At 38.3% G+C, this 20,709-nt stretch carries 16 protein-coding genes and 1 pseudogene; 11 read left to right on the plus strand and 6 right to left on the minus strand.

Annotated features, from left to right (window positions below):
* Nucleotides 1-191: 191 nt before the first annotated feature.
* Together ACNRYB_RS18165 and ACNRYB_RS18170 are read left to right on the plus strand one after the other, a co-directional pair.
* On the plus strand, nucleotides 192-590 hold the full coding sequence (locus tag ACNRYB_RS18165) for a hypothetical protein (RefSeq protein WP_473728227.1): 399 nt from the start codon (nucleotides 192-194) through the stop codon (nucleotides 588-590).
* A gap of 18 nt (nucleotides 591-608) precedes the next feature.
* Nucleotides 609-1,808: a WG repeat-containing protein gene (locus ACNRYB_RS18170; RefSeq protein ID WP_473728228.1), complete on the plus strand. Its 1,200-nt coding sequence runs from the start codon at nucleotides 609-611 to the stop codon at nucleotides 1,806-1,808.
* A gap of 323 nt (nucleotides 1,809-2,131) precedes the next feature.
* Here ACNRYB_RS18170 and ACNRYB_RS18175 read toward each other — a convergent pair whose 3' ends face one another.
* Nucleotides 2,132-2,599 carry a JAB domain-containing protein gene (locus tag ACNRYB_RS18175; RefSeq protein WP_473728229.1) on the minus strand — a complete coding sequence of 156 codons (468 nt, stop codon included), beginning with the start codon at nucleotides 2,597-2,599 and terminating at the stop codon, nucleotides 2,132-2,134.
* A 589-nt stretch (nucleotides 2,600-3,188) separates the two neighbouring features.
* Here ACNRYB_RS18175 and ACNRYB_RS18180 point away from each other — a divergent pair.
* Genes ACNRYB_RS18180 through ACNRYB_RS18190 form a run of 3 tightly spaced genes read left to right on the plus strand, consistent with a single transcriptional unit; the run spans nucleotide 3,189 to nucleotide 6,037 of the window.
* Nucleotides 3,189-4,067: an SMODS domain-containing nucleotidyltransferase gene (locus tag ACNRYB_RS18180; protein WP_473728230.1), complete on the plus strand. Its 879-nt coding sequence runs from the start codon at nucleotides 3,189-3,191 to the stop codon at nucleotides 4,065-4,067.
* Nucleotides 4,064-4,972, plus strand: coding sequence for an S-4TM family putative pore-forming effector (locus tag ACNRYB_RS18185; RefSeq protein WP_473728231.1), 909 nt, complete (start codon nucleotides 4,064-4,066; stop codon nucleotides 4,970-4,972). Before ACNRYB_RS18180 ends, ACNRYB_RS18185 begins: the two co-directional genes overlap by 4 nt.
* 48 nt (nucleotides 4,973-5,020) lie before the next feature.
* Entirely contained in the window at nucleotides 5,021-6,037 is a 1,017-nt protein-coding gene (locus ACNRYB_RS18190; RefSeq protein WP_473728232.1) for an HNH endonuclease signature motif containing protein, read from the plus strand.
* A gap of 125 nt (nucleotides 6,038-6,162) precedes the next feature.
* Here the strand turns inward: ACNRYB_RS18190 and ACNRYB_RS18195 are convergent, their stop codons facing one another.
* Nucleotides 6,163-7,749 (minus strand): reverse transcriptase/maturase family protein, encoded by a 1,587-nt coding sequence (locus tag ACNRYB_RS18195; protein ID WP_473728233.1) that lies wholly within the window; start codon nucleotides 7,747-7,749, stop codon nucleotides 6,163-6,165.
* A gap of 1,001 nt (nucleotides 7,750-8,750) precedes the next feature.
* Here ACNRYB_RS18195 and ACNRYB_RS18200 point away from each other — a divergent pair.
* Nucleotides 8,751-9,098, plus strand: a complete 348-nt coding sequence (locus ACNRYB_RS18200) for a DUF6965 family protein (RefSeq protein ID WP_473728234.1) — start codon at nucleotides 8,751-8,753, stop codon at nucleotides 9,096-9,098.
* Nucleotides 9,099-9,889: 791 nt separating this feature from the next.
* Here ACNRYB_RS18200 and ACNRYB_RS18205 read toward each other — a convergent pair.
* Nucleotides 9,890-10,339, minus strand: a complete 450-nt coding sequence (locus ACNRYB_RS18205) for a response regulator (RefSeq protein ID WP_473728235.1) — start codon at nucleotides 10,337-10,339, stop codon at nucleotides 9,890-9,892.
* Nucleotides 10,340-10,771: 432 nt separating this feature from the next.
* Here ACNRYB_RS18205 and ACNRYB_RS18210 point away from each other — a divergent pair.
* Nucleotides 10,772-10,945: pseudogene (locus ACNRYB_RS18210) on the plus strand (Y-family DNA polymerase); the annotation flags it as partial.
* Nucleotides 10,946-11,059: 114 nt separating this feature from the next.
* Here the strand turns inward: ACNRYB_RS18210 and ACNRYB_RS18215 are convergent.
* Genes ACNRYB_RS18215 through ACNRYB_RS18225 form a run of 3 tightly spaced genes read right to left on the minus strand, consistent with a single transcriptional unit; the run spans nucleotide 11,060 to nucleotide 12,926 of the window.
* A complete protein-coding gene (locus ACNRYB_RS18215; protein WP_473730255.1) occupies nucleotides 11,060-11,278 on the minus strand; it encodes a helix-turn-helix domain-containing protein in 219 nt (72 codons plus the stop codon).
* Entirely contained in the window at nucleotides 11,212-11,976 is a 765-nt protein-coding gene (locus tag ACNRYB_RS18220) for an AraC family transcriptional regulator (RefSeq protein WP_473728236.1), read from the minus strand. Before ACNRYB_RS18220 ends, ACNRYB_RS18215 begins: the two co-directional genes overlap by 67 nt.
* 47 nt (nucleotides 11,977-12,023) lie before the next feature.
* Complete coding sequence (locus ACNRYB_RS18225) at nucleotides 12,024-12,926, minus strand: SDR family oxidoreductase (protein WP_473728237.1); 903 nt, start codon at nucleotides 12,924-12,926, stop codon at nucleotides 12,024-12,026.
* 749 nt (nucleotides 12,927-13,675) lie between these two features.
* On the opposite strand from ACNRYB_RS18225, the gene ACNRYB_RS18230 reads away from it, so the two are divergent.
* The 4 genes from ACNRYB_RS18230 (at nucleotide 13,676) to ACNRYB_RS18245 (ending at nucleotide 20,327) form a co-directional block, all read left to right on the plus strand.
* A complete protein-coding gene (locus ACNRYB_RS18230) occupies nucleotides 13,676-15,529 on the plus strand; it encodes an alpha-amylase family glycosyl hydrolase (RefSeq protein ID WP_294957232.1) in 1,854 nt (617 codons plus the stop codon).
* A 23-nt stretch (nucleotides 15,530-15,552) separates the two neighbouring features.
* Complete coding sequence (locus ACNRYB_RS18235) at nucleotides 15,553-18,186, plus strand: DUF5916 domain-containing protein (RefSeq protein WP_473728238.1); 2,634 nt, start codon at nucleotides 15,553-15,555, stop codon at nucleotides 18,184-18,186.
* A 29-nt stretch (nucleotides 18,187-18,215) separates the two neighbouring features.
* Nucleotides 18,216-19,361, plus strand: coding sequence for a ChaN family lipoprotein (locus tag ACNRYB_RS18240; RefSeq protein ID WP_129747002.1), 1,146 nt, complete (start codon nucleotides 18,216-18,218; stop codon nucleotides 19,359-19,361).
* Nucleotides 19,362-20,168: 807 nt separating this feature from the next.
* Nucleotides 20,169-20,327 carry a hypothetical protein gene (locus ACNRYB_RS18245; RefSeq protein ID WP_204251866.1) on the plus strand — a complete coding sequence of 53 codons (159 nt, stop codon included), beginning with the start codon at nucleotides 20,169-20,171 and terminating at the stop codon, nucleotides 20,325-20,327.
* Nucleotides 20,328-20,709 lie beyond the last annotated feature (382 nt).

Below are 20,709 nucleotides of genomic sequence, written 5' to 3' on the forward strand. Positions count from 1 at the left end.
TGCAGGAACGAGGAAGTCTTTGAGCCTCCTTAAGCAGGAAAGCCTAAAAAAGCCTCTTCCAAACCATCTTCAGAACGAAATTAGAAAAGCCATGCGGATTCCTCACATCCCGTCCATATTTTGAACGGGGTGTTTCAGGCGCTTCTGCCTATCTTTGAAACAGAAGATTATTAATTTAAAAACGAGGAATTATGCTGACAGAAAATGATGCCGCCCAGGTTTTTGATACCATAATGAGTATCCCGGGCATGAACGAACCGGTAAGGACTGATCTGAAGTTTTCGAGAAAAAACGTGCTGCTCCTGCATCATGTGATCGAGCGCGGACTGTTTGAAAACGACAGCAGCCCTTCGGTGCTTTTAAAGCGCACGGCAGAGGAAAATATTAACGAATTAGACAGCTTTCAGCAGACTGTCTCGGCAGGGCGGGACTGGCTGAACTCAATGAAAAACTGGCCCGCCTCGCCGCGGAAAAAAAACAGTAGAAGAACAGAAAGAAAGCCGCCAAGAGAAAAGTTTAGCGGCTTTTTTATTGGTATGTTTCACTTATGCATTGCTTCAAAAACATTATTATTTTTATGCTATTTTTGAAGAAGCCAATAAATAAACATGACCGCTGAAGAATTAAAAGGATTTGAAGAAAGACAGGCTGAAATGCAGCAGACCAGAGGCATTTTTGATCTCATCTGCAGCACACTGAACCTGAAATACGGTGAATTCTTCGGGTTCCGTGATACCAGGGGATTCGTTGTACTGAATATCTACAAGGATCAGGGAGCAAAGACAAGAGTGCTGAAGGTTTCCGAAACGGCCGAGATTCTTATCGACACCCATGAATACTACTCGGTCTACCAGTCCCAGACGAAAAAAAACGTGCTTTTTTACAGCGAGCTCAGGGACAAGCCGGACGGCTGGAAGACCACCAGGGCCGGCGTGCTCGATGAGAATTTTGAAATACTGATTCCCGCCCGATATGACTCCCTGCATGACATCAACCAGGACAGCTATCTGGCCGTAATCGATGATTATGCTGGCATACTTGATTCCAAATTTGAAATCATCATTCCCTTAAAGTTCAGAGAAATCGAGTACAATAAAACCCTGAAAATCTTCAAAGCCAGGGAACAGATCAATACAGAAACTGAAAACGAAGATGAAAATCCGGAAGGCAGCATATATTGGATCTACGACCGGAACGGCATAATGCTCCAAAAACTTGAATACGGGCTGGTAAATTTTGCAAACAGTCCTTCCCATTACACCGTTTATGACATCGGAGCATTCTACGGCCAGTATGTGGACCAGACCTCTATGATCGGCAGGCAGGGACTTCTGGACCAAAGCTTTAAAACTATAATACCGCCCGTTTACGATCTGATTTTAAAAAGCGGAAAATTTATTCTGGCCTACGAAAAAAGAAATGCAGTCATAGGGCGCGACTACGAATCACAGGAGGCAGAAGGCTCTGAATGCTACTATACGCTGGACGGCGGAAAATGGGGCGCTTTCGATCATGAGGGAGAGCTTCTTATACCTGTCGAATACAACTGGATCGGGCATACTTTTAAGGATGATTTATTTCTGATCAACCCCACAGGGCTGATGTATTATTATCAGGGCGAACAGGAAGATGGTGTCTGGTGCGCCAAGGATGGGCTCTGGGGGCTCATCAATTCCAAAAACCAAATCATTGTGGAGCCTGCCTATAAGCACTACATCATGTACGAAGATAAAATCATATTCTGCAGCAGACTGTCTGCCAATTATGAGATTTTAGATATGGAGAATGCTCTTGCCATAAGCTTTTAGTTTCTGATATGGAATGCCTGTACCAAGCAAAAAAACTCCCTTAAAAAGGGAGTCCTTAGGCGGCCGGCGGTTGCCTGAAAAGTATAAGGTAATTAACTAAATCATTTGGGACAGAACCTCCAGACGAACCCCGCCGGTCCCCTGTTTTTTCTGACTGATTTTATAGTGCCATTACCAGTATAAAGCAAATTTACAACAATATAAACAGCTATGTCTTACAGGATCTTCCGTTGCTCTTACAGTATTCCAACCCTGTATGCCAAAAGCGGAAAAAATATCCAAAAAGAAATACAAAAAAGAAATTATAAAAAGAAAAAAAGCGCCTACAAGGCGCCTTCATCCACAAAGGAATAGTACTTCTGTTCGGTAACGATCAGATGGTCCAGCAGCTGGATGTCGAGCAGCTCTCCTGCCGTCTTGATCTTTCTGGTGATGGCTTTGTCTGCCTCAGAAGGAACGGTCTTACCCGAGGGATGGTTGTGGGATATGATGATGCCTACTGCATTGGCTTTAAGGGCGGAGGCAAACAGCAGCCTGATATCCACAACAGTTCCTGCTATGCCTCCGGAGGATGCCTGGTAAACGCCAAGCACCCTGTTGGACTGGTTGAGCAGCAGGACTTTGAACTGCTCGATGAATTCTATCTTGTCGGGATCCCAGCAGTCCATAAGGATGGCATAAGCGGATTTGGAGGAAGTGATCTTGGGCCTGTCGGCACTCTTCACTTTGGTCTTATAGATCAGGTCTATTTCCGATACGGTTTTCCAGCTGCTGTTTTCTGTTGCTTTCATGGCTTTTACTATTTAAGATTAATAACAGCACCTGCACCGGGCAGAGGAAAGCGAGCGCAGAAAGCAACGCAATAAAGCAGGACGGATGTCCTGCATTTATGGGGGAATTTTTTGCGGCGAACCGCCCTTCTGTGCCCGAACTTTGTGATGGGATTAAACTCAATTGGCTTTTTAGTCGAAAGCATTTTATGTGGAAGAGATCTTCTGAAAGCGTCCATAACAGAGTCAATAAAAAATGGGATAAAAAGCAAGAGGGGAGCAATTGGGATCCTGGAACAAAAGGCATTAAGCAAGAAAAATAGTGAGCTTCGGCATGAATATATGAGGCTGCCTAATGAACCTATAAAGTATTGTAAAGGACACGGGCTAAAAAATACTTAGCGACAGCTAATTGGTCACAGCTAAAAAGATTCAGTATATTATTCTTATATTCGCTTAAAAATCTTACTAATGGCACAAAACCAACTACAAAAATTTGTATTGTGTCATTTTATGGCTGGTATAATATTTAGCGGCAATTGGAAATTATCGAATCGTAATATGCCTTTTGTAAAACATTCATTTATATTTGTTTATCAAAATAACCTCAATGGCAAAAACTTTAGAACAAGGATTCGATACTTTTATTAGCTGGCTACAACCACTAACATCTGAACACAACAAAGCTAGTTCTCATAAAGATTCAGTAAAGAGTTGTATGGAAAATAACTTCAAATGCTCATCTCTTTTTGAAACCGGCTCATTTGGCAATGGTACAGGTGTTAGACATCATAGTGATACAGACTATTTTGCAGTTTGTCCTGCCAATGAGCTTTGGACAGATTCAGCTTATACACTCACAAAAGTAAAAGAAGCACTACAATCAACTTTTTGGAGAACAAGCGGTATCTGTGTAAACAGGCCCGCTGTTAGAATCCCTTTTGGAACATATGCATCTGAAACCTTAGAAGTAACTCCAGCTTATCGGAATGGCTTATCAGATACTCCTGTTGGCAGTAAATATTCGTATGCCATCCCAAACAATAGCGGTGGTTGGATGAAATCTAGTCCAGGAGCGCATATTGCTTATGTTAATAGAGAAAACGATCGCCTAAATGGAAAATTAAAACCTTTAATCCAGTTGGTAAAAGCGTGGAAATTCTATAACAATGTACCTATCAGTTCTTTTTATCTAGAATTGCGGACAACCAAATACGCAGAGGGCGAATCGGTTATTGTTTATGATATTGACTTACATCATATTATCAAATATCTTTATAATAACGATTTACCAAGCATAAATGATCCCATGGGGATTTCAGGTTACATTGCAGCTTGCAGCACACAAGCTAAAAGGCAAGATGTATTATCAAAAGTTAAAACGGCTTTTAGTCGCGCTGATAAAGCTTATGATAACAGAACTTCAAATTTAGACGATTGCTTTTATTGGTGGAATTTATTTTTTAATTATGAATTTCCAAGCCGATGAATCAAATACCTACTGAGCAAAATACTCAAAAACAGTTAGAGCGTCTTGCTGCACAACGAGAATTATACTCGTCCGCTAAAATACTGCATATCATTCAAATTATAGTCACTGTTGCTATTCCAGTAATTTTAGCAATTGTTTCAATATTAAACACAGATTTAGCTACTCTATCAGCAATTTTTGGTGTATTGGCTTTTATCCTCGATATTTCGATTATTGAGCCTGAAATATCACGTAAGAAAACTAAAGCGGCGAAAATTCAGGAGTTATTTGACTGTGATGTTTTAAAAATCCCAAAATCTCCTCTAAAAACGGTAGATGATATTACTGTCGAAGAAGTACTTACACATTATAATGCGCATGTTAAAATTAAAACAAACGTAGAAAAAATTAAAGATTGGTATTCACCTAGTGTAGGCCAATTATCAATTAAAACTGCTCGAATTTTATGCCAACGCACAAATTGTTGGTGGGATTCTAAATTAAGAAAACGGTTATCAAATTTTCTAAAATTTAGTTCTATATTAGCTTTTTCGTTATTACTTCTTTTGAGTTACATTATTAATCTAACTTTACTCGAGTTTACCTTAATTTTGAGCACTCTGGTACCGTTCTTTCAATTTTGCATTAAACAAGGAAATGACAATATGGATGCAGCTACTAGGTTAAATGAGCTTGTCCTATATTCTGTTACAATATGGAATAACGCCATGGAGAACTCATGCGACGATAATACAATGATAATCGACTCAAGAAGACTTCAGGACGAAATCTTTGAGCATAGAAAAAAAAGCCCGCTCATCCTTAATTTTTTCTACAATATTTTTCGAGATAAGGATGAAGAATTAATGAATAGAACAAGTGAGATTTTAGTTCAAGAAGCGATCGACCATAACTGCCGCTAATACTAAATGAACATCTAACTTCAAAGATTAAGAGTAAATATGGTTGATTTGGAAGATTTTAAAGAAGAAAGTGAATGCATTTACAAAGACGAACTTTATTCTGTTCGTGACAACGGAGCAGTATTGCGCCATCCGCCAGAAGGAAAACGCCCTCGTCCAACCGACAATAATTGGACTTTTGGAAAACTAAATATCAAGACGGGGTATCTAGATATTGCTTCTGAGCGCGTCCACAGAATAATCGCAACTGCATTTCATGGGGAACCGCCGACAAAAGAGCATGTTGCCGACCATATTGACACCAACAGACAAAATAATCGGCCAAGCAATATACGGTGGGTAACAAGGTTAGAAAACATATTGCTGAACCCTATTACAGCAAGACGAATAGAACTTATCTGCGGAAGCATTGAAGAGTTTCTTGCCGACCCTTCAAAATTCCGCGACAAATTCCCAGAGCCAAACTACGGGTGGATGTGTGCTGTTTCAGCTGACGAAGCTCAGGCAAGTTTAAAACGGATGCTGACTTGGGCAAAAAGCGACAAGGCATCACAGGGAGGTTCGCTGGGAGAATGGATTTTTAACCGTGAGATTGCTGAGAATCCACCTGCCGCACGACCTAATTACATACTAGCCAAGACTCCGAATGCAGCGCAGCGCATTGTTTTCAACTTCGAGGATAAACCAAACGAATACCCAAGCACTCCGCAGGTGTTTGAGGGCGATCCGTTAACAGCATATAGTGAACGTTTGATTAAGGGAGCTGTTTTCTTCCGAAACCATAACGGAGAATATATAGTTGTGAAAAGTGGATTTTCCAAAGACAAGAGAATGCTTTTTGTTCTGACAAAGGCAGATTATGTATATCTGGAGCAAGCAGATGGAGAATGGCAGCCCGTAGCTATAGCTGATCTTGCAGAAAAAGTTTCTGATGACGAACTATCCCACTCACTTGCACAGGTAACTTATGAAGATGGTTTATTTATACATGGAAAGGCAGAAACTGGTTTCCATCCAACGGAAGAGTTAGAAGAATTATTCGATAACTATATGAAAGGATTATAACTTGATTATTGTTAAACGTAAGATCTTTAACTTAGTACAAAATGCCGAACCGATAACAGCCTTTTTACTCAATTTTTCCACAACTCCTTAAAAAAAATACAATGCAAGCATGGAACTGATAAAATTCAATACTTCAAATTTTTCCGGCTCACCCTACGTCCCTGCTCTTTCTTTTTGGTGTATATATATTCTTTAAACTCATGGCGCGAGAGAGATTTCATTAAAATCTCTTTTTCTAAAATTGCGAAATGTGCAGACAGCTGCTTTCTTATGGATTTGGAATCCATCCCTTCCCGATAGACTTTCATTGATTTAGAATAATAACGCTTCTTTGATGCCTTAACGGCATAAGAAAGAAAATTCCTTTTTCCCAAATGCGAGTATCTTTCAAATATCTGCTTTTTGAGTATTTTATCCCTCTTTGATTTATCACTGTAGGCCATCATTACAGTCTTTACAATCCTTCCCTTCATTTTCCTGAAATGGCGGGAAAGACTTCCAGGTCTGATATAAATGGAAGATCCATTAAACTCAAAACCTAGATACTGCAGATTCTTATAAAACTGCTGCTCATTCCGGGGAGTGAAAACAGGAGCAAATCTGTCAATTTTCTTCTGGTTAAATCCTCTGACTTTGCCTGATAACGCAGGTCTGAAATGGATTATTTCTGTTTTCTTAGACTGGATAACAAGCTTATAGGAGGCTATTTCCTTGAGAAGGGTTTCATTGATATGAGCCGCTTTTTCAGAATCGCAGATTATCAGAAGATCATCACAGTAACGGCGGTAGGTAAAGTCAAGCTCAATGCTGAGATTAAATATTTTTTCATCAAAATCAATCAGGTAAATATTGGACAGCAGTGCACTCATAGGCGACCCCTGCGGTATTCCCCGCAAACTTTTTTCACCACTCTGGGAAATTTTTGGTAGATTGACAGTCAAAAGATTTCTTTTTCTAAACAGATCAAACTTATTGCTGAACGTTGGACCGGCAGCATTGTCAGGTATAAGATCTAAAAGCGAATTCCAGTGCGGTGCTGTTTTTAAATCTATTTTAAAATGCTTCAATATACTATCACCGCTCATGTAGCTGTATTTTGTGAGAGATCTGAAAATTTTATACTGATCCTTTGTCAGCTCCTGAATGTTTAATACTTTACACCATTTGCTTTTTAAAATCGCGTGGTCAATATTATCGAAATAGCCGGTAATATCAAGTGCAATCGCAGTGCAGTGTCCATTAGCCGACGTCTTTTTTCTTACAGCTTCAAATGCTTCTTTAGCAAACTGTATATTACATTTGCCATCAAGATCCGACCTGTAGGCCAGCACGCATTCACTGAAACCTTTCTCGTGTATATACTCTTGGTACTTTTCGGTTAAAGCAAAAGAATAAAAGCCATAAATATAAGAGTCGAAATGCGAAGCGAAAGCGATTGGTCTTATCTTAGTTTCCAGTCCGTAAGTTTTTTCGTTTTCCTGATATCTGAACCTGGGTGTTTTAGTAAGTATTTTTACAAAAGGAAGAAAAGGATGCTTTGCCATCAGCTCCAAATTTGAAACGAGCTTTTTGATGTCGCTGCTATGTTTAAAGAAATTAAAATACGGATCCAGATGGGGATAAGTTTTAAGCTCAAAACTCTCCTGGCTCTGGGCAGTCTTTGCCACAAAACGCTCCCATAAACCCTCATTAAAAAGTGAAGTTTGCTTCATTACAATTTTATAGGGACACCAGCAGGAAAGCAGTATCAGTCATTAACAATACCTGCTGATGTACAATGTTAAACATTGCTTGGCAGACGACCGATTTCCATCGTCTTGGGGTTTACGCCCATTCATGCCTTAATCCTCACATTGGCTGATAGAATTTTGTTCTCAGCACTTCAGATTGGCTTTTTAATTCCAACCTTCCCAAGATTACCGGCAGTCTGACTGAACTGCTTTTGTGGACCTTGAAACCTTGCAGAAATGTTTTACACCTGCTCGGACATACCAGACAGAGCCTGGGAAATCTTACAAACAATAGAAATGTTATGAAAGCAACTTTAATCTTGACATTATGGCTGATATTTCGTATCTTAGTGGAATATTTCTTTCCCTTTGGTTCAGAAATTGCAGTATATGTCATCAATCACATTCTGCCTGTCGCGATAGGCAGAATAGTCAACTTAAACATTCAACCCTCCAGACTATTCTGAAGGCACTTACATAACTCAAAATCTGTGCCATACATTATCCTGCTACCATATTTCATGATAACGCTCTATAGATATCAGGTTTTATAAAATAAGAGATAGTTGATTTTGAACATTTGTCAGCTTATTTGACAGCTCTGACATATACCAAGCCTGTTTTTGTTGTTCTCCATCACAGTCATACTCTTTTTACTTTTTTCATTTCAATTACAATTTATCCCCATAGCATGCCAGTTTTGTAATCACCGCTTAACTAGAATCATACTTCACAAAATTATGCAATCTAAGCCCCCTAGCCCCGATAGCAGCGGAAATCCTTCTGCGCCGGGGTTCGGCGAAGAAGATTACAGCGAATAGCGAGATAAGCTCCAAAAAATCAGACCGCAACAAAAAAATCTGACAGCAGCCCGCTGGCTTTCAAAAAAATTGAAAAGAATTATAACAGGAATCCAATCTCATCAAGGCATAAACATCCTAAACCGCCTTGTCTTATGTGCTGCTTTTATCTAATTTTGCAGCATGAACCACGAAGAAATAAAACGCTATTTTGAGAACAATCCCCCGCCCAAGGAAGTAAGACTCACTGAATGGGCAAATATCACCGATACGCAGGTTTTTCTGAGGAGCTGCTACAGCACCATCAGAAACTTCAACGGCCCTGTGGACAGATGTCCGGCATGGTGGCATCTGAGGGATTTTTATATCCTGATGAAAAAAAACTCACCGCAGACGGCCGCTGCAGAAGGAAATGAATCGGAAGAAAGCGCTGCAGGAGAAATTGCCGAAGAACAGTCTCCTGTGCAGAACAATTCGGACGAAGTCATCAGCGAAGAAATTTCCAAAGCGGAAGTCGAAACATCCATCTAAAAAAGACCTGAAAATTCACCTGCTTTATTATAAAACGACAGCCCTGCTTTTCATCGGCAGGGCTGTTTATTTGAAACTGTAGAACTCTAAAAATATATTATATGAGAGCTTTGAGTTTTGTGGCAAAATCGTGGCACCTGCAGTTTTAGGAAACGATAAGAATAGTAAAATCAAGGTCTGGCAACCTTAGGTTCGAAACTGTATTACCATTTTGTCAACACCTTTTGAAGTTATTATTGAACAACTAAAAGCCAAAACCCATAAAATGGATTTAACTTTTTTAGCCCCGATAGCAGTCGAAATCCTTTTGTGCCGGTATTTGGCAGAAAAGATTGAAACGAATAGCGGGAAAAGCTCCCAAAAAAACTTAAACAGCTTCTATAATTAATAAGCATTTTCAATCGCACGAAGTTGAGCATTTCCGCACAAAACACTAATAACTAACTAACTAACTAACTAACTAACTAACTAACTAACTAACTAACTAACTAACTAACTAACTAACTAACTAACTAACTAACTAACTAACTAACTAACTAACTGAGAACTATAGATCTGTTGTTCTGATAACGCGAAAAATTTGTGTATTCCCACCAACAGCCTTCAGCATTTTTTTTAGCCCCGATAGCAGCGGAAATCCTTCTGCGCCGGGGTCCGGCGCAGAAGATTGGAGCGTATAGCGGGATAAGCTCCCAAAAAATATTATAAATCTAAAAATACTCTTAATATAAATAACCAATCCTAAAAACAAACCTAAAGCTGTCATTCCCTAAGTAATGCGCATATACTGCTTAAGCAAGCTGGAATCTGCTGCCGCTTTTTTGGATGCTGCCCCCGTCAATCTCAAATACTTTCTGAAGCAGGTCCTTCAGCCCCTGAAAAGAGCTGGGTTTCACGGCATAGAAATCAGCGCCGAGCTTATGGCAGAGTTCTATATTGTCAGCATTCTTGCTGGTGGAGAGCATGATGATCTTCACTTCTTTCAGGGCATCTTCCCTGCTTCGGATTTCCGCAAGGCAGTCGAATCCGTTCTTGATCGGCATATTGATGTCCAGGAAGATCATATCAGGCAGGCAGTCTTTATTCTTATCAAGGGTATGGAGCAGTTCCTGTCCGTCACGCGCGGCCTTTACGGCAGCAGGCAGATTTAAATCCTCGACAGCATCCAAAAACAGCATTCTGTCGTCTTCATCGTCAGCAGCTATAAATATGACTTTCTGGCAATCATGGAGTTTGGACATGGCCTATATTTTTTTGCAGTACAGAAGACAAGAATCCAATAATCTGCAAAAGCCTATATAGAAATATAAGCCTTTGTAAATCGATAAACGATTTAATTATATCCGTGGAGCGGTTGATATCTTGTAAATGTACGAATTTTATCCAAACAAAACACCATTGCATGCGTAATAACTGAGTTTTTTAACACGATCTTCCGATTCCATTGAATAAAAACCAAAACTGCAGGCAATAATCTTCAAATAAGCACAGGCTTTTCTTTGATTATTCCCTCCTCTGAAAATTCTGAATAAAGCGGCTCATGCATCAAAAAGCTGTTTTTTGGATGCCCTGAAAAACAAGGGTTTTTGAATTTTGTTATCATTTAAAACATTTTATTTTTAAAAATTGTCACTACCTGTACTAATTTTGGCAAGCATAAAATGATCAAGATTATGAACCGGGCAATTGTACACATCGACATGAACACGTTTTTCGTATCCTGGGAAAGGCTTGCCAATTCAGAGCTTAACGGCATTCCGCTGATCATCGGCGGCGGCGAAAGGGGCGTCGTGGCCTCCTGCTCCTATGAGGCGCAACGTTTCGGGGTGCGCTCGGCCATGCCCATCGGGGATATTAAGTCAGACGGTTGACACAAGGCAAACGGACGATGGCGTATGAAGTATAATGATTAGGCCATCATTGATCAAGTCCGATGATGTTCTTAGACGGCGAATATGAACTCAATTGAATGAATTCCTGAACTCAAGCGGTGAAAAATTGGTTTTTGCTTTAAACAGTTTATTGAATGACTGCGGGTGCTCAAAACCCAATTCATAGGCGATCTCACTTATGGTAAGTTCAGTTGTGGAAAGTCTCTCTTTGGCTTTTTCGATTAATTTTTCATGGATGATCTGCTGCGTTGTTTGCCTGTAAGCGATTTGAGCAGTCCCCGCATGTATTGTGGAGACATATTCAGCGTTTCGGAAAGCAGTTGTACCGTAGGCAGGCCATGCTCGATAATGTTTTTTCCTTCAAAATAGTCCGAAAGGAAATTTTCGAGCTTCTCCAAAAACTGATGACTGCCTTTCTTACGTGTTATAAACTGACACTGATAAAAACGCTCAGAATAATTAAACAGGGTCTCCAATTGGGAAATGATAATGTTTTGGCTGAACTGGTCTATATTGCTCTGATATTCCTGCTGGATGTTTTCGATGACCTGCTGCATTTTTTGTTCCTCTTCTTCTGATAGGAACAGCGCTTCATTAACCGAATAATCAAAAAACTCATATCTTTTGATCGAAGCGGAAAGCGCCGTATTCCAAAGAAAGTCCGGATGGATCATCAGCATCCATCCGGAAGGATTCTTTCCCTGTTCTTGACGTATTACACTTAAAACCTGATGCGGGGCCATGCAGAACATCACGCCTTGATCAAAATCATAGTCATTCTGTCCATACCTGTACTTGTGGTCCATGTCACGTTTTACAGAAATCATATAAAAATCAAACAGCAGGCTCTGTTTTCCGGTCTTTGCATGCTCGGCCATATCATCAAAATTGATCACACTGATCAGCGGATGCTTAGGTCCGGGCAAACCGCGCAGTTTGTGAAAATCGGAAATGGTCTTAATACGAATGGGCTTATTATCGGACATGGAATTATCTGCTTTTACAGTTAAATAGATGAGAACAAAAATACAGATTATCGGATTTCCGAAAAATAATACGAACCTTTTAAATCTTCCAGTAAAGTTGGATGTACCGGGTTCCAGCCCAGCGTATTTCTTGTCCATTTGCTTGAACTCACGTTATCAAGCTTTGCAAAATGAGTAAACCACGAAAAATGCTGCTCAGCTTCCTGAGAATTCAGTGAGATCAATGGAATATTTAAACGCTCCGCAATTTCAGAGGCCACAGTCTTAAGCTCAATTCCCTCTTCCGATACTGCATGATATCTGGTTCCGCTATCAAATGGTTTTTCCAGCGCCAAACGATAAAGCCTTGCCGCATCCAGGTGGTGCACAGCTGGCCAACGGTTACATCCATCGGCAATGATTGCTGAAACGCCTTTTTCCCTTGCAATTTTAATAAATAGCGGGACAAAACCGATTTTATCTCCTTGGCCATGCACAGATGGCGGTAACCTAATAACGGCGGCACGCACGCCTTTCGCGGCCTGATCGTCTGCTGCATTTTCAGTTGCAATCCTCGGATGCGCGTTATTGACACTGCGATCCTGCTCTGCTGTAATGCCATCTTTTGAAAAAAGCGCGGTGCCTGAAGTGATCAGAAAGGGCTTGTCCGTACCGGTCAGAGCATCTCCTATGGCGCCGATTACTTGCTTATCCAATTCACACATTTCCTGAAAGCGGCCAAAATCATGAACAAATCCTAAGTGTATAACAGGATCAGCGGCATTAGCTCCCGATTTTAGACCTTCAAAATCAGTAAGCTCACCATGGTGAACCTCTGCTCCTGCTTTAATTAACTTCTTTGCAGATTCTTCCGATCTTGCAAGTCCGAGAACCTCGTGACCAGCTCCTAATAATTCCTGCACTACAGCTGTTCCAACGAATCCTGTAGCGCCTGTAACAAATACTTTCATCTCTAATATTATTTATGAAGCAAAGTTCAGGGTTCTTATACCGCTAAATGTATCCAAAAATAGTTTTATTGTAGCCAAAACTAACAATGCAGTTAAAAGTGATAAGGTTTAATATATGCATTTGTCTTTTGAGATAATTCGCATTTAATCAGTTAAAGCAACCGTCTGTTTAGCTACAAGATCCAAAATGAATTGTGTATTGCAGCATTTTGCATATCAGTTATTAGAAATAACAATATCAATCCTTTCGATGCGAAAAACCTGATTTGAAGCAATAGAAACATCACTCCGTCATGAAGCCGTAATGGCTTTGACCATATTTGAATGCAGCATCAATGCTGCAGTTTATAGAAATATAATATAAGGCAAAGACAAAAATTTTTGTTGTTTATTTCTTTGGGACATGCAGCTTTACATGTTTATTGAAAAAAAAATCTTTTCAAATTGCGCACTGTATAATTATACTCTAAATGTGCAAAGATTCTCTATGAATTCGGCTTATATAAAATATTCTCGAACATCCTCTTGATATAAGTAAGCTGGTTTTAACTTGTCATTTATTTTAAAGTTAATGTTTTTGTTTTAAAATAAAAACTGGACTGATCCAGAAAACAGTTTTCTTCTGTAAATGGCATAATTGATTCTGGATTGCTGTCTGCAACACAAATCATGCTGTTTAAATAATTGCCTTTTTGATTGCTAAAAAGCATAATATCTTCGCCGACTATTCTAACTTTAAAAAAAATATTATGAAGAATACCTCTTTTATTTTAATGTTGCTATGCTGCTTTTCTTTAGCAATTAATGCTAAAAATACAGAAGTTTATCCAACAAATTGGTGGGTAGGAATGAAGACCAATTCCATTCAATTATTAATTCGAAGTACTGATGACTCTTTTACTACAGATAAAATCAACATCAATTATCCGGGAATAACGATAAACAAAACTTATTCCTTTCCAAATTCAAAATACATTGCGGTAGATATTACTATTTCACCCGAAACTGCTGCTGGTGATGTAATTATTGAATTGAATCAAAAATCTGGGAAACAGAAAATAAAATGGCCTATATACAACCGAAGAGCTGGTAACGGAATACAATATGCGCAGGGAGTGACTTCCAGCGACTTTATCGAATTGATTATGGTTGATCGCTTTAGTAATGGAGATACTGCCAATGATAAAATCAAAGGAATGCGTGACCAGTCCCTTAACCGAAAAGAAATGTATGATCGTCATGGAGGAGATTTGCAAGGTGTGATTAATAATCTGGACTATATTCAGGGGCTTGGAGTTACAGCATTGTGGTTTACTCCGGTTATGGAAAATGATATGGAGAAAAGAACAGAGCATGGTTACGCAATTACAAATCATTACAAAATTGATCAAAGATATGGCGGAGATGCGATGTATGAAAAATTGAGCAATCAGCTTCACTCAAGAGGAATGAAGCTTATTTTTGATGCTGTTTATAATCATATTGGGTCATTTCATTTTCTAGAATTAGATCCTCCTGCAAATGACTGGGTTCACCGCTGGCCCGAATATACTCAAACCAATTATAGAGAGATTCCGCTTTTTGATCCTTACGGAACAAAATCTGACAAAAAGAAAATGAGCGATGGCTGGTTTGATAAAATAATGCCAGACATTAATCAAGATAATCCGTTTATGGCCAATTTCATTATCCAAAATTGCATTTGGCATATTGAAAAGTTTGGTATTGATGGAGTTCGCCTTGATACTTATACCTATAATGACCTGAATTTTGCCAACCGCTGCAACAAAGCTATAATGGATGAGTTTCCAAAGATTTCCATTTTTGGCGAAATAATGGTGCACGGGGTAGCAAATCAGGCTTATTTTGAGCAGAATAATATAGATACACCGTTCAAAAGCAATTTGCCTTCAGTTGTAGATTTTCAGAGTCTGTATTACGGAATCATTCCAGCTTTGACAGAACCTTTTGGGTGGAAAGGCGGAGTCAATCAATTGTATTATACTTTGAGCAGTGATTTTTTGAGTAAAAATCCAATGCAGAAAGTATTGCTTTTAGATAATCATGACGAGGCTCGATTTTTTTCATTAATGGGAGAAAATGCAGAAAAGCAAAAAATTGGGTTTCAGTGGCTGCTGACCTGCAGAGGAATTCCACAGCTATATTATGGTTCTGAAGTTTTGATGAAGGGATTTAAAAATCCAGATGGCTTACTAAGAGCTGATTTTCCAGGAGGATGGAAAGAAGATGAGAAAAATGCTTTTACAGGAAAAGGAATGACTGATGACGAAAAATCGACACAGGAATTGGTTCGCAAGCTGGCTAATTTTAGAAAAAATGCATCAGCAATAAAAACGGGAAAAATGATGCATTATACGCCTGTAGATGGCTTATATGTTTATTTTAGATATGATGACAGCCAAACAATAATGTGTGTGATGAATACAAGCAATTCTGAAAAAGAAATTGATTTTCAAAAATATAATGAAAGGACAGCCGGTTTTGCTTCTGCTAAAAATGTTATTACAGAAGAAAAAATTTCGACTTCTCAAAAAACAGTTATTCCAGCAACAAAAATGTGGGTTCTGGAATTAAGTAAATAAAAAAATCGGCAAAAATAACCAATATGGCTTTACAGCGAATAAAGATTTTGCTGACAGTCTTCTTTTCAATTCAATATTGTTTAGCACAGGAACAGTCTAAAATTGAAAAAAGAAGTTATACCACAAAATCATTAGAAAATAATAAAGCTCCAATAATTGATGGAATTTTAACCGATTCAAGCTGGGATATCGTAGATTGGCAAACCGATTTTATAGAGAATCTTCCCGATGAAAATACAGCTCCAACAGAGCAGACTAAGTTTAAAATTCTTTACGATGCTAAATTTTTATATGTTGCTTTCAAGTGTTATGATAAAGAGCCCGAAAAAATTGTAAAACGTTTGTCAAGACGAGATGGTTTTGACGGCGATTTTGTCGAAGTGAATATTGATAGTTATCACGACAAGCGTACTGGATTTTCGTTTACTATTTCGGCATCGGGAGTTAAAAGTGATGAATTTATTGCAGATAATGGGAATAACTGGGATGCAAGCTGGAATCCGATTTGGTATGTAAAAACAAATATTGACTCAGAAGGCTGGACTGCTGAAATGAAAATTCCGCTCAGTCAGTTAAAATTCAGTGCGGGCAAAGATCAAATTTGGGGTTTTCAAGCTACGCGCAGGTATTTTCGAAAACAGGAGCGATCGGTTTGGCAACGTATCCCGGCTGATGCGCCGGGCTGGGTAAGTGAATTTGGAAATTTAGAGGGTTTAGCCAATCTTAAACCCCAAAAACAATTGGAAATTCAGCCTTACTTTTTAACGCAGCTTGATTCATATGAACAAGAAAACGGAAATCCATTTAGAGACGGGGAAGATCTCACATTAAATGCGGGACTTGATGCTAAAATTGGAGTTACAAATGATTTGACGCTGGATTTGACTATAAACCCTGATTTTGGTCAGGTTGAGGCCGATCCTGCTGTAATTGCTTTGGATGGATTTCAGATATTTCTTCAAGAGAGACGTCCTTTTTTTATCGAAAACAAAAACATTTTCGATTGCAATTTTGGAAACAATGAAGACAATCTTTTTTATTCCAGACGTATCGGTCGAAGTCCGCAAGGGATAATTACAACTCAAAAAGAAGATTTTATCAAACGTCCTCAAAATACAACCATTTTGGGTGCCGCAAAATTTAGCGGGAAAACAAAAAATGGTTGGTCATTAGGAATTATGGAAAGCGTTACGGCAGACGAATATGTCAAAATCGATAACGGTCAAGAACGACAAGAAGTTCATGTAGAACCGCTTACCAATTATTTTGTAGGCCGTGTTCAAAAAGATTTTAATGACCGAAATAGTTTTCTGGGAGCAATCTTAACGGCAACCAACAGAAATACAGATGAACCGCAATTTCTACTTTTGCGAAAAGCAGCATATACCGGCGGATTGGATTTCAAGCACAATTGGAAAAATCGGAAATATTTTATAGGTGGAAATGTAATCTCCAGCCATGTCTTAGGTTCAAGAGAATCGATTACGAACACGCAGAAAGAAATTTCGCATTTGTTTCAAAGAGCAGATGCTGATTATGTTTCTGTTGATGAAAGCAGAACGTCACTTACGGGGACGGGAGGAAAGATTGAAGCAGGAAAAGCAGCTGAGGGACACTGGCGATATAATGCGACACTAACCTGGCGTTCGCCGGAATTGGAGCTCAATGACATTGGCTTTCTGCGTCAGGCGGATGAAATCAAGCAGACTTTCTATGTAAGCTATCAATCTTTAAAACCTTTTGGGATTTTCAGAAGCGGAATGGTGCGTTTAGAACCTTTTGTAACCTACGATTTTGGAGGTTTTCACAATCGGACTTATTATGATCTTTTGGGGAAATCAGAATTTAAGAACTATTGGTGGGCGAATATCGGTTTTTCTTATAAACCTAGAATCTATAATAATGCCTATTTGCAGGGCGGGCCAAAATTTAGATTTTCAGAAGAATTTGTAAGCTATAATACTTTTGGTTCGGATCCGCGAAAAAAGCTTCGTTTTCAAGCTGGAGTGTTTTTCGCCCAAGGAAAAAACAATTCTTTCTCGTATAAGGCAATAGATCCTAGTGTGACGTATCAGCCAACAAATGCGTTGTCGATTACTTTGAATCCAAATTTCAATGTTAATCAGAGTAAAACACAATATGTAACGCAATCAAATTATGAAAACGGAATTCGATATATAACTTCGCATTTGGAACAGCAGACATTAAGCGCTTCATTGCGGCTCAATTATAGCATAAATCCCAATTTTACTATTCAGTATTATGGACAGCCATTTGTGTCAACTGGAAAATATTCAGATTTTAATTACGTTACCAACCCCCGTGCAGCCTATTTTGCAGATAGAGTTGTAACATACAATCAAAAGCAGATTTCATTTGATAGTGCAACAAATATTTATAATGTTGACGAAAATCAAAATGGGACCAAAGACTATTCCTTTCGTAATCCTGACTTTTCATTTGTTCAGTTCCGCTCCAATTTGGTTTTAAGATGGGAATATATACCAGGCTCAGAAATTTATTTGGTTTGGTCGCAAGGAACAAATGGTTCGGGAAATCCTATGGACGATTTATTTGTTAATCTGGACACACAAATTTTAGGCAAACAACCGCAGAATACATTTATTTTCAAAATGACCTATCGCTTTTTGCTATGAAGAAAAAACTAATCTCTAAAAAATAAAAAATGTTTAAAAAAAATATACTCTTACTTCTGATTCTTTTTCCTCTTTGTATCTTTTCGCAATCGGATGAGATTGAAAAATCAGTCCAATATTTATCCAATAACAAAAATACGCCAGAGGAATATATTGCTTCAAAATTTGCTCAAAAGGATATAATCCTTCTGTCAGAAGAGCATCGGGTTAAGGAAAATCTTCAATTTGTAAAGAATTTGATTCCTGTTTTATATCAAAATAAAGTATATAATTTAGGAATGGAATTTGGCGCAAGTGAAAATCAAGCGCAATTAGATTCTTTAATTTCTGCTCCTGAATATAACAAGGATTTAGCTCGAAAATTAATGTTTAACTACAATTCAGGGTGGGCTTTTAAGGGGTATACCGATTTGTATGAGGCTGCATGGTCATTTAATAGATCCCTTCCTAAATCTTCGAAAAAATTTCGTATTTTAAATTTAAGCTATCGTTACGATTGGTCTTCCTTTTCTGGACAACGAACTTCTGAAAAAATGAAGAAGGTTTTTTACAAAGGAAACACTGAAACATATCGATTCTCTATTGTGGAGAAAGAAATTGTTACTAAGAGAGAGAAAATTTTGATTCTCACCGGAGATGTCCATGCATTTACAAAGTATAAATTTCCAGTTTATGATTTTTTGGGTACTGATTTTATAAGATTTGAAGATGGCTATTTTGGGAATCAGCTTTATGCTAAATATCCACGATTAGTTTATTCTGTTTTATTGCATAAACCTTTCAGTAATCGTCCTGATACAAAACCGAATTTGATTTCTCCGGCAGATGGAAAAATCGAAATTATAATGGAGAAAATCAATAATACACCAGTTGGTTTCGATTTGGCTGATACTCCACTTGGAAAGCTTAAGGATAATAGTTATTATTCAATGGGATATCAGGACTTTACTTTGGAAAATTTTTATGATGGCTATATATTTCTGGCACCAATAAATAAACTTTCTGGTTGCGATATTGATCCGAAATTTTTAACTGCGAGCAATTGGAATGAAGCCCAGGAAAATGTAGCAGATCCTGATTGGAGGCCAAGGCCAAAAAACATGGAGGAATATTGGAAACAGATTCGGGAATATGGAGATATTGCAAAGAAATATGGTGAGGTAGACAAGTATTGAGGTTAAACGCATTCAAATTAAAAATCCCTATTTCATAGCAGGCCACCGCTTTGCAAGAAACCATACATTATCTAACCGAAGTCATACTGCATAAATGCTGCCTTTACAAATAGCGGTACATGAGAATGCACCGCTAATTGACGCAAAACCATCTATGCCACCAGCTATTCCTCGATTGCTTCGCCAGTTCGTTTTGCTAATGTGCAGTGGAAATCCCTTTGTGAACGCATAGTTGGAAAAGCTCATGAAAAACAATATTAAACCTAAAAAAACATTAAATACACTTGATCATACTGATCACCCAAATTAGATTCCGCTGACCATTGCTGATACCTAATTAATTTACTGGCCAGATTATCTGATAGCTATTTTAAGCGTTACCCGCATAACTGGTCCAAACCTTCCTCCAAAAAACAATAGTAGAAATAATTAAAAAAATAAAATGGCAACACAGATCTACCGGAAAATGTCGGCCATGATGGCAAGAATTTTAAAAATAAAAACAAGAGGTTCTTACAAATCCATCTTGATTTTTTTGTATATATAATAAATCGAGTTATTGACCATCCATGCATAAGCACATAAACCTTGCCATAGTTTTTGAAAGCCCACCCTTGGGTACGGAAAACCAATAGTCCAAATACGTCAGTAGCTCATCCATATAACTATTGCAGCTCACGGGTATAGCACCTCAGAAGATTACAAGTACATTTAACCCTGCAGATAATCATTCTGTTTTCAATAAATTTAGTAAAAATCAACATCAGTTATATAATATAACCCTTTCGGTCAAGTAAAGATGCAGCCATGCCAGAAAAAACACAAACCAATACCGACAGATGGTGTATTCTAATACCGATTTTTGCTCCAATAGAGATTCCTGCCAGAACCATACTGCTGGAAGAAGGCAGTGTTTCAAAAACAATGTTTTTCATTGAAAAAGGATGTCTTAGAACCTGTACCTAAATCATACAAGTCATCCCACAACATTACATTGCTTCCTATTTTAGGCATCACATCTATATCGCTCATCAGGGTTCTCAACAGGCGATAAAAACTTTTTTTTAAAACAATTGTTATCGATAGTCTGTCTAGTGATTTGCTAATTTTGCGGTTTATCCTTACAGAAGAAAATTACAGAACTATGATACACGCTTTTAGAACATTAGTCAAAAAAAGACACCGATCAATAAAATAAAATCTGTTCTTAATTCAAACTTACAGGACATACAGTCAAATTTTGACCTCGAAGATTTCGATAAAATTCTGCGGATTGAAAGCAGAAAAAAAATAACTTATAATAGATGACTATTTAGCGGAAACATATTACTATTTAGCATTAGCATAC

Source organism: Flavobacterium sp. CR10 (assembly GCF_055814415.1).

What these genes read in the sequence shown, in the direction of transcription:
- ACNRYB_RS18230 (WP_294957232.1), top strand. Translation starts at nt 13,676, where the DNA reads ATGAAGAATACCTCTTTTATTTTAATGTTGCTATGCTGCTTTTCTTTA.
- ACNRYB_RS18225 (WP_473728237.1), bottom strand. Translation starts at nt 12,926, where the DNA reads ATGAAAGTATTTGTTACAGGCGCTACAGGATTCGTTGGAACAGCTGTA.
- ACNRYB_RS18245 (WP_204251866.1), top strand. Translation starts at nt 20,169, where the DNA reads ATGCCAGAAAAAACACAAACCAATACCGACAGATGGTGTATTCTAATA.
- ACNRYB_RS18170 (WP_473728228.1), top strand. Translation starts at nt 609, where the DNA reads ATGACCGCTGAAGAATTAAAAGGATTTGAAGAAAGACAGGCTGAAATG.
- ACNRYB_RS18180 (WP_473728230.1), top strand. Translation starts at nt 3,189, where the DNA reads ATGGCAAAAACTTTAGAACAAGGATTCGATACTTTTATTAGCTGGCTA.
- ACNRYB_RS18175 (WP_473728229.1), bottom strand. Translation starts at nt 2,599, where the DNA reads ATGAAAGCAACAGAAAACAGCAGCTGGAAAACCGTATCGGAAATAGAC.
- ACNRYB_RS18185 (WP_473728231.1), top strand. Translation starts at nt 4,064, where the DNA reads ATGAATCAAATACCTACTGAGCAAAATACTCAAAAACAGTTAGAGCGT.
- ACNRYB_RS18220 (WP_473728236.1), bottom strand. Translation starts at nt 11,976, where the DNA reads ATGTCCGATAATAAGCCCATTCGTATTAAGACCATTTCCGATTTTCAC.
- ACNRYB_RS18205 (WP_473728235.1), bottom strand. Translation starts at nt 10,339, where the DNA reads ATGTCCAAACTCCATGATTGCCAGAAAGTCATATTTATAGCTGCTGAC.
- ACNRYB_RS18165 (WP_473728227.1), top strand. Translation starts at nt 192, where the DNA reads ATGCTGACAGAAAATGATGCCGCCCAGGTTTTTGATACCATAATGAGT.
- ACNRYB_RS18195 (WP_473728233.1), bottom strand. Translation starts at nt 7,749, where the DNA reads ATGAAGCAAACTTCACTTTTTAATGAGGGTTTATGGGAGCGTTTTGTG.
- ACNRYB_RS18200 (WP_473728234.1), top strand. Translation starts at nt 8,751, where the DNA reads ATGAACCACGAAGAAATAAAACGCTATTTTGAGAACAATCCCCCGCCC.
- ACNRYB_RS18235 (WP_473728238.1), top strand. Translation starts at nt 15,553, where the DNA reads ATGGCTTTACAGCGAATAAAGATTTTGCTGACAGTCTTCTTTTCAATT.
- ACNRYB_RS18240 (WP_129747002.1), top strand. Translation starts at nt 18,216, where the DNA reads ATGTTTAAAAAAAATATACTCTTACTTCTGATTCTTTTTCCTCTTTGT.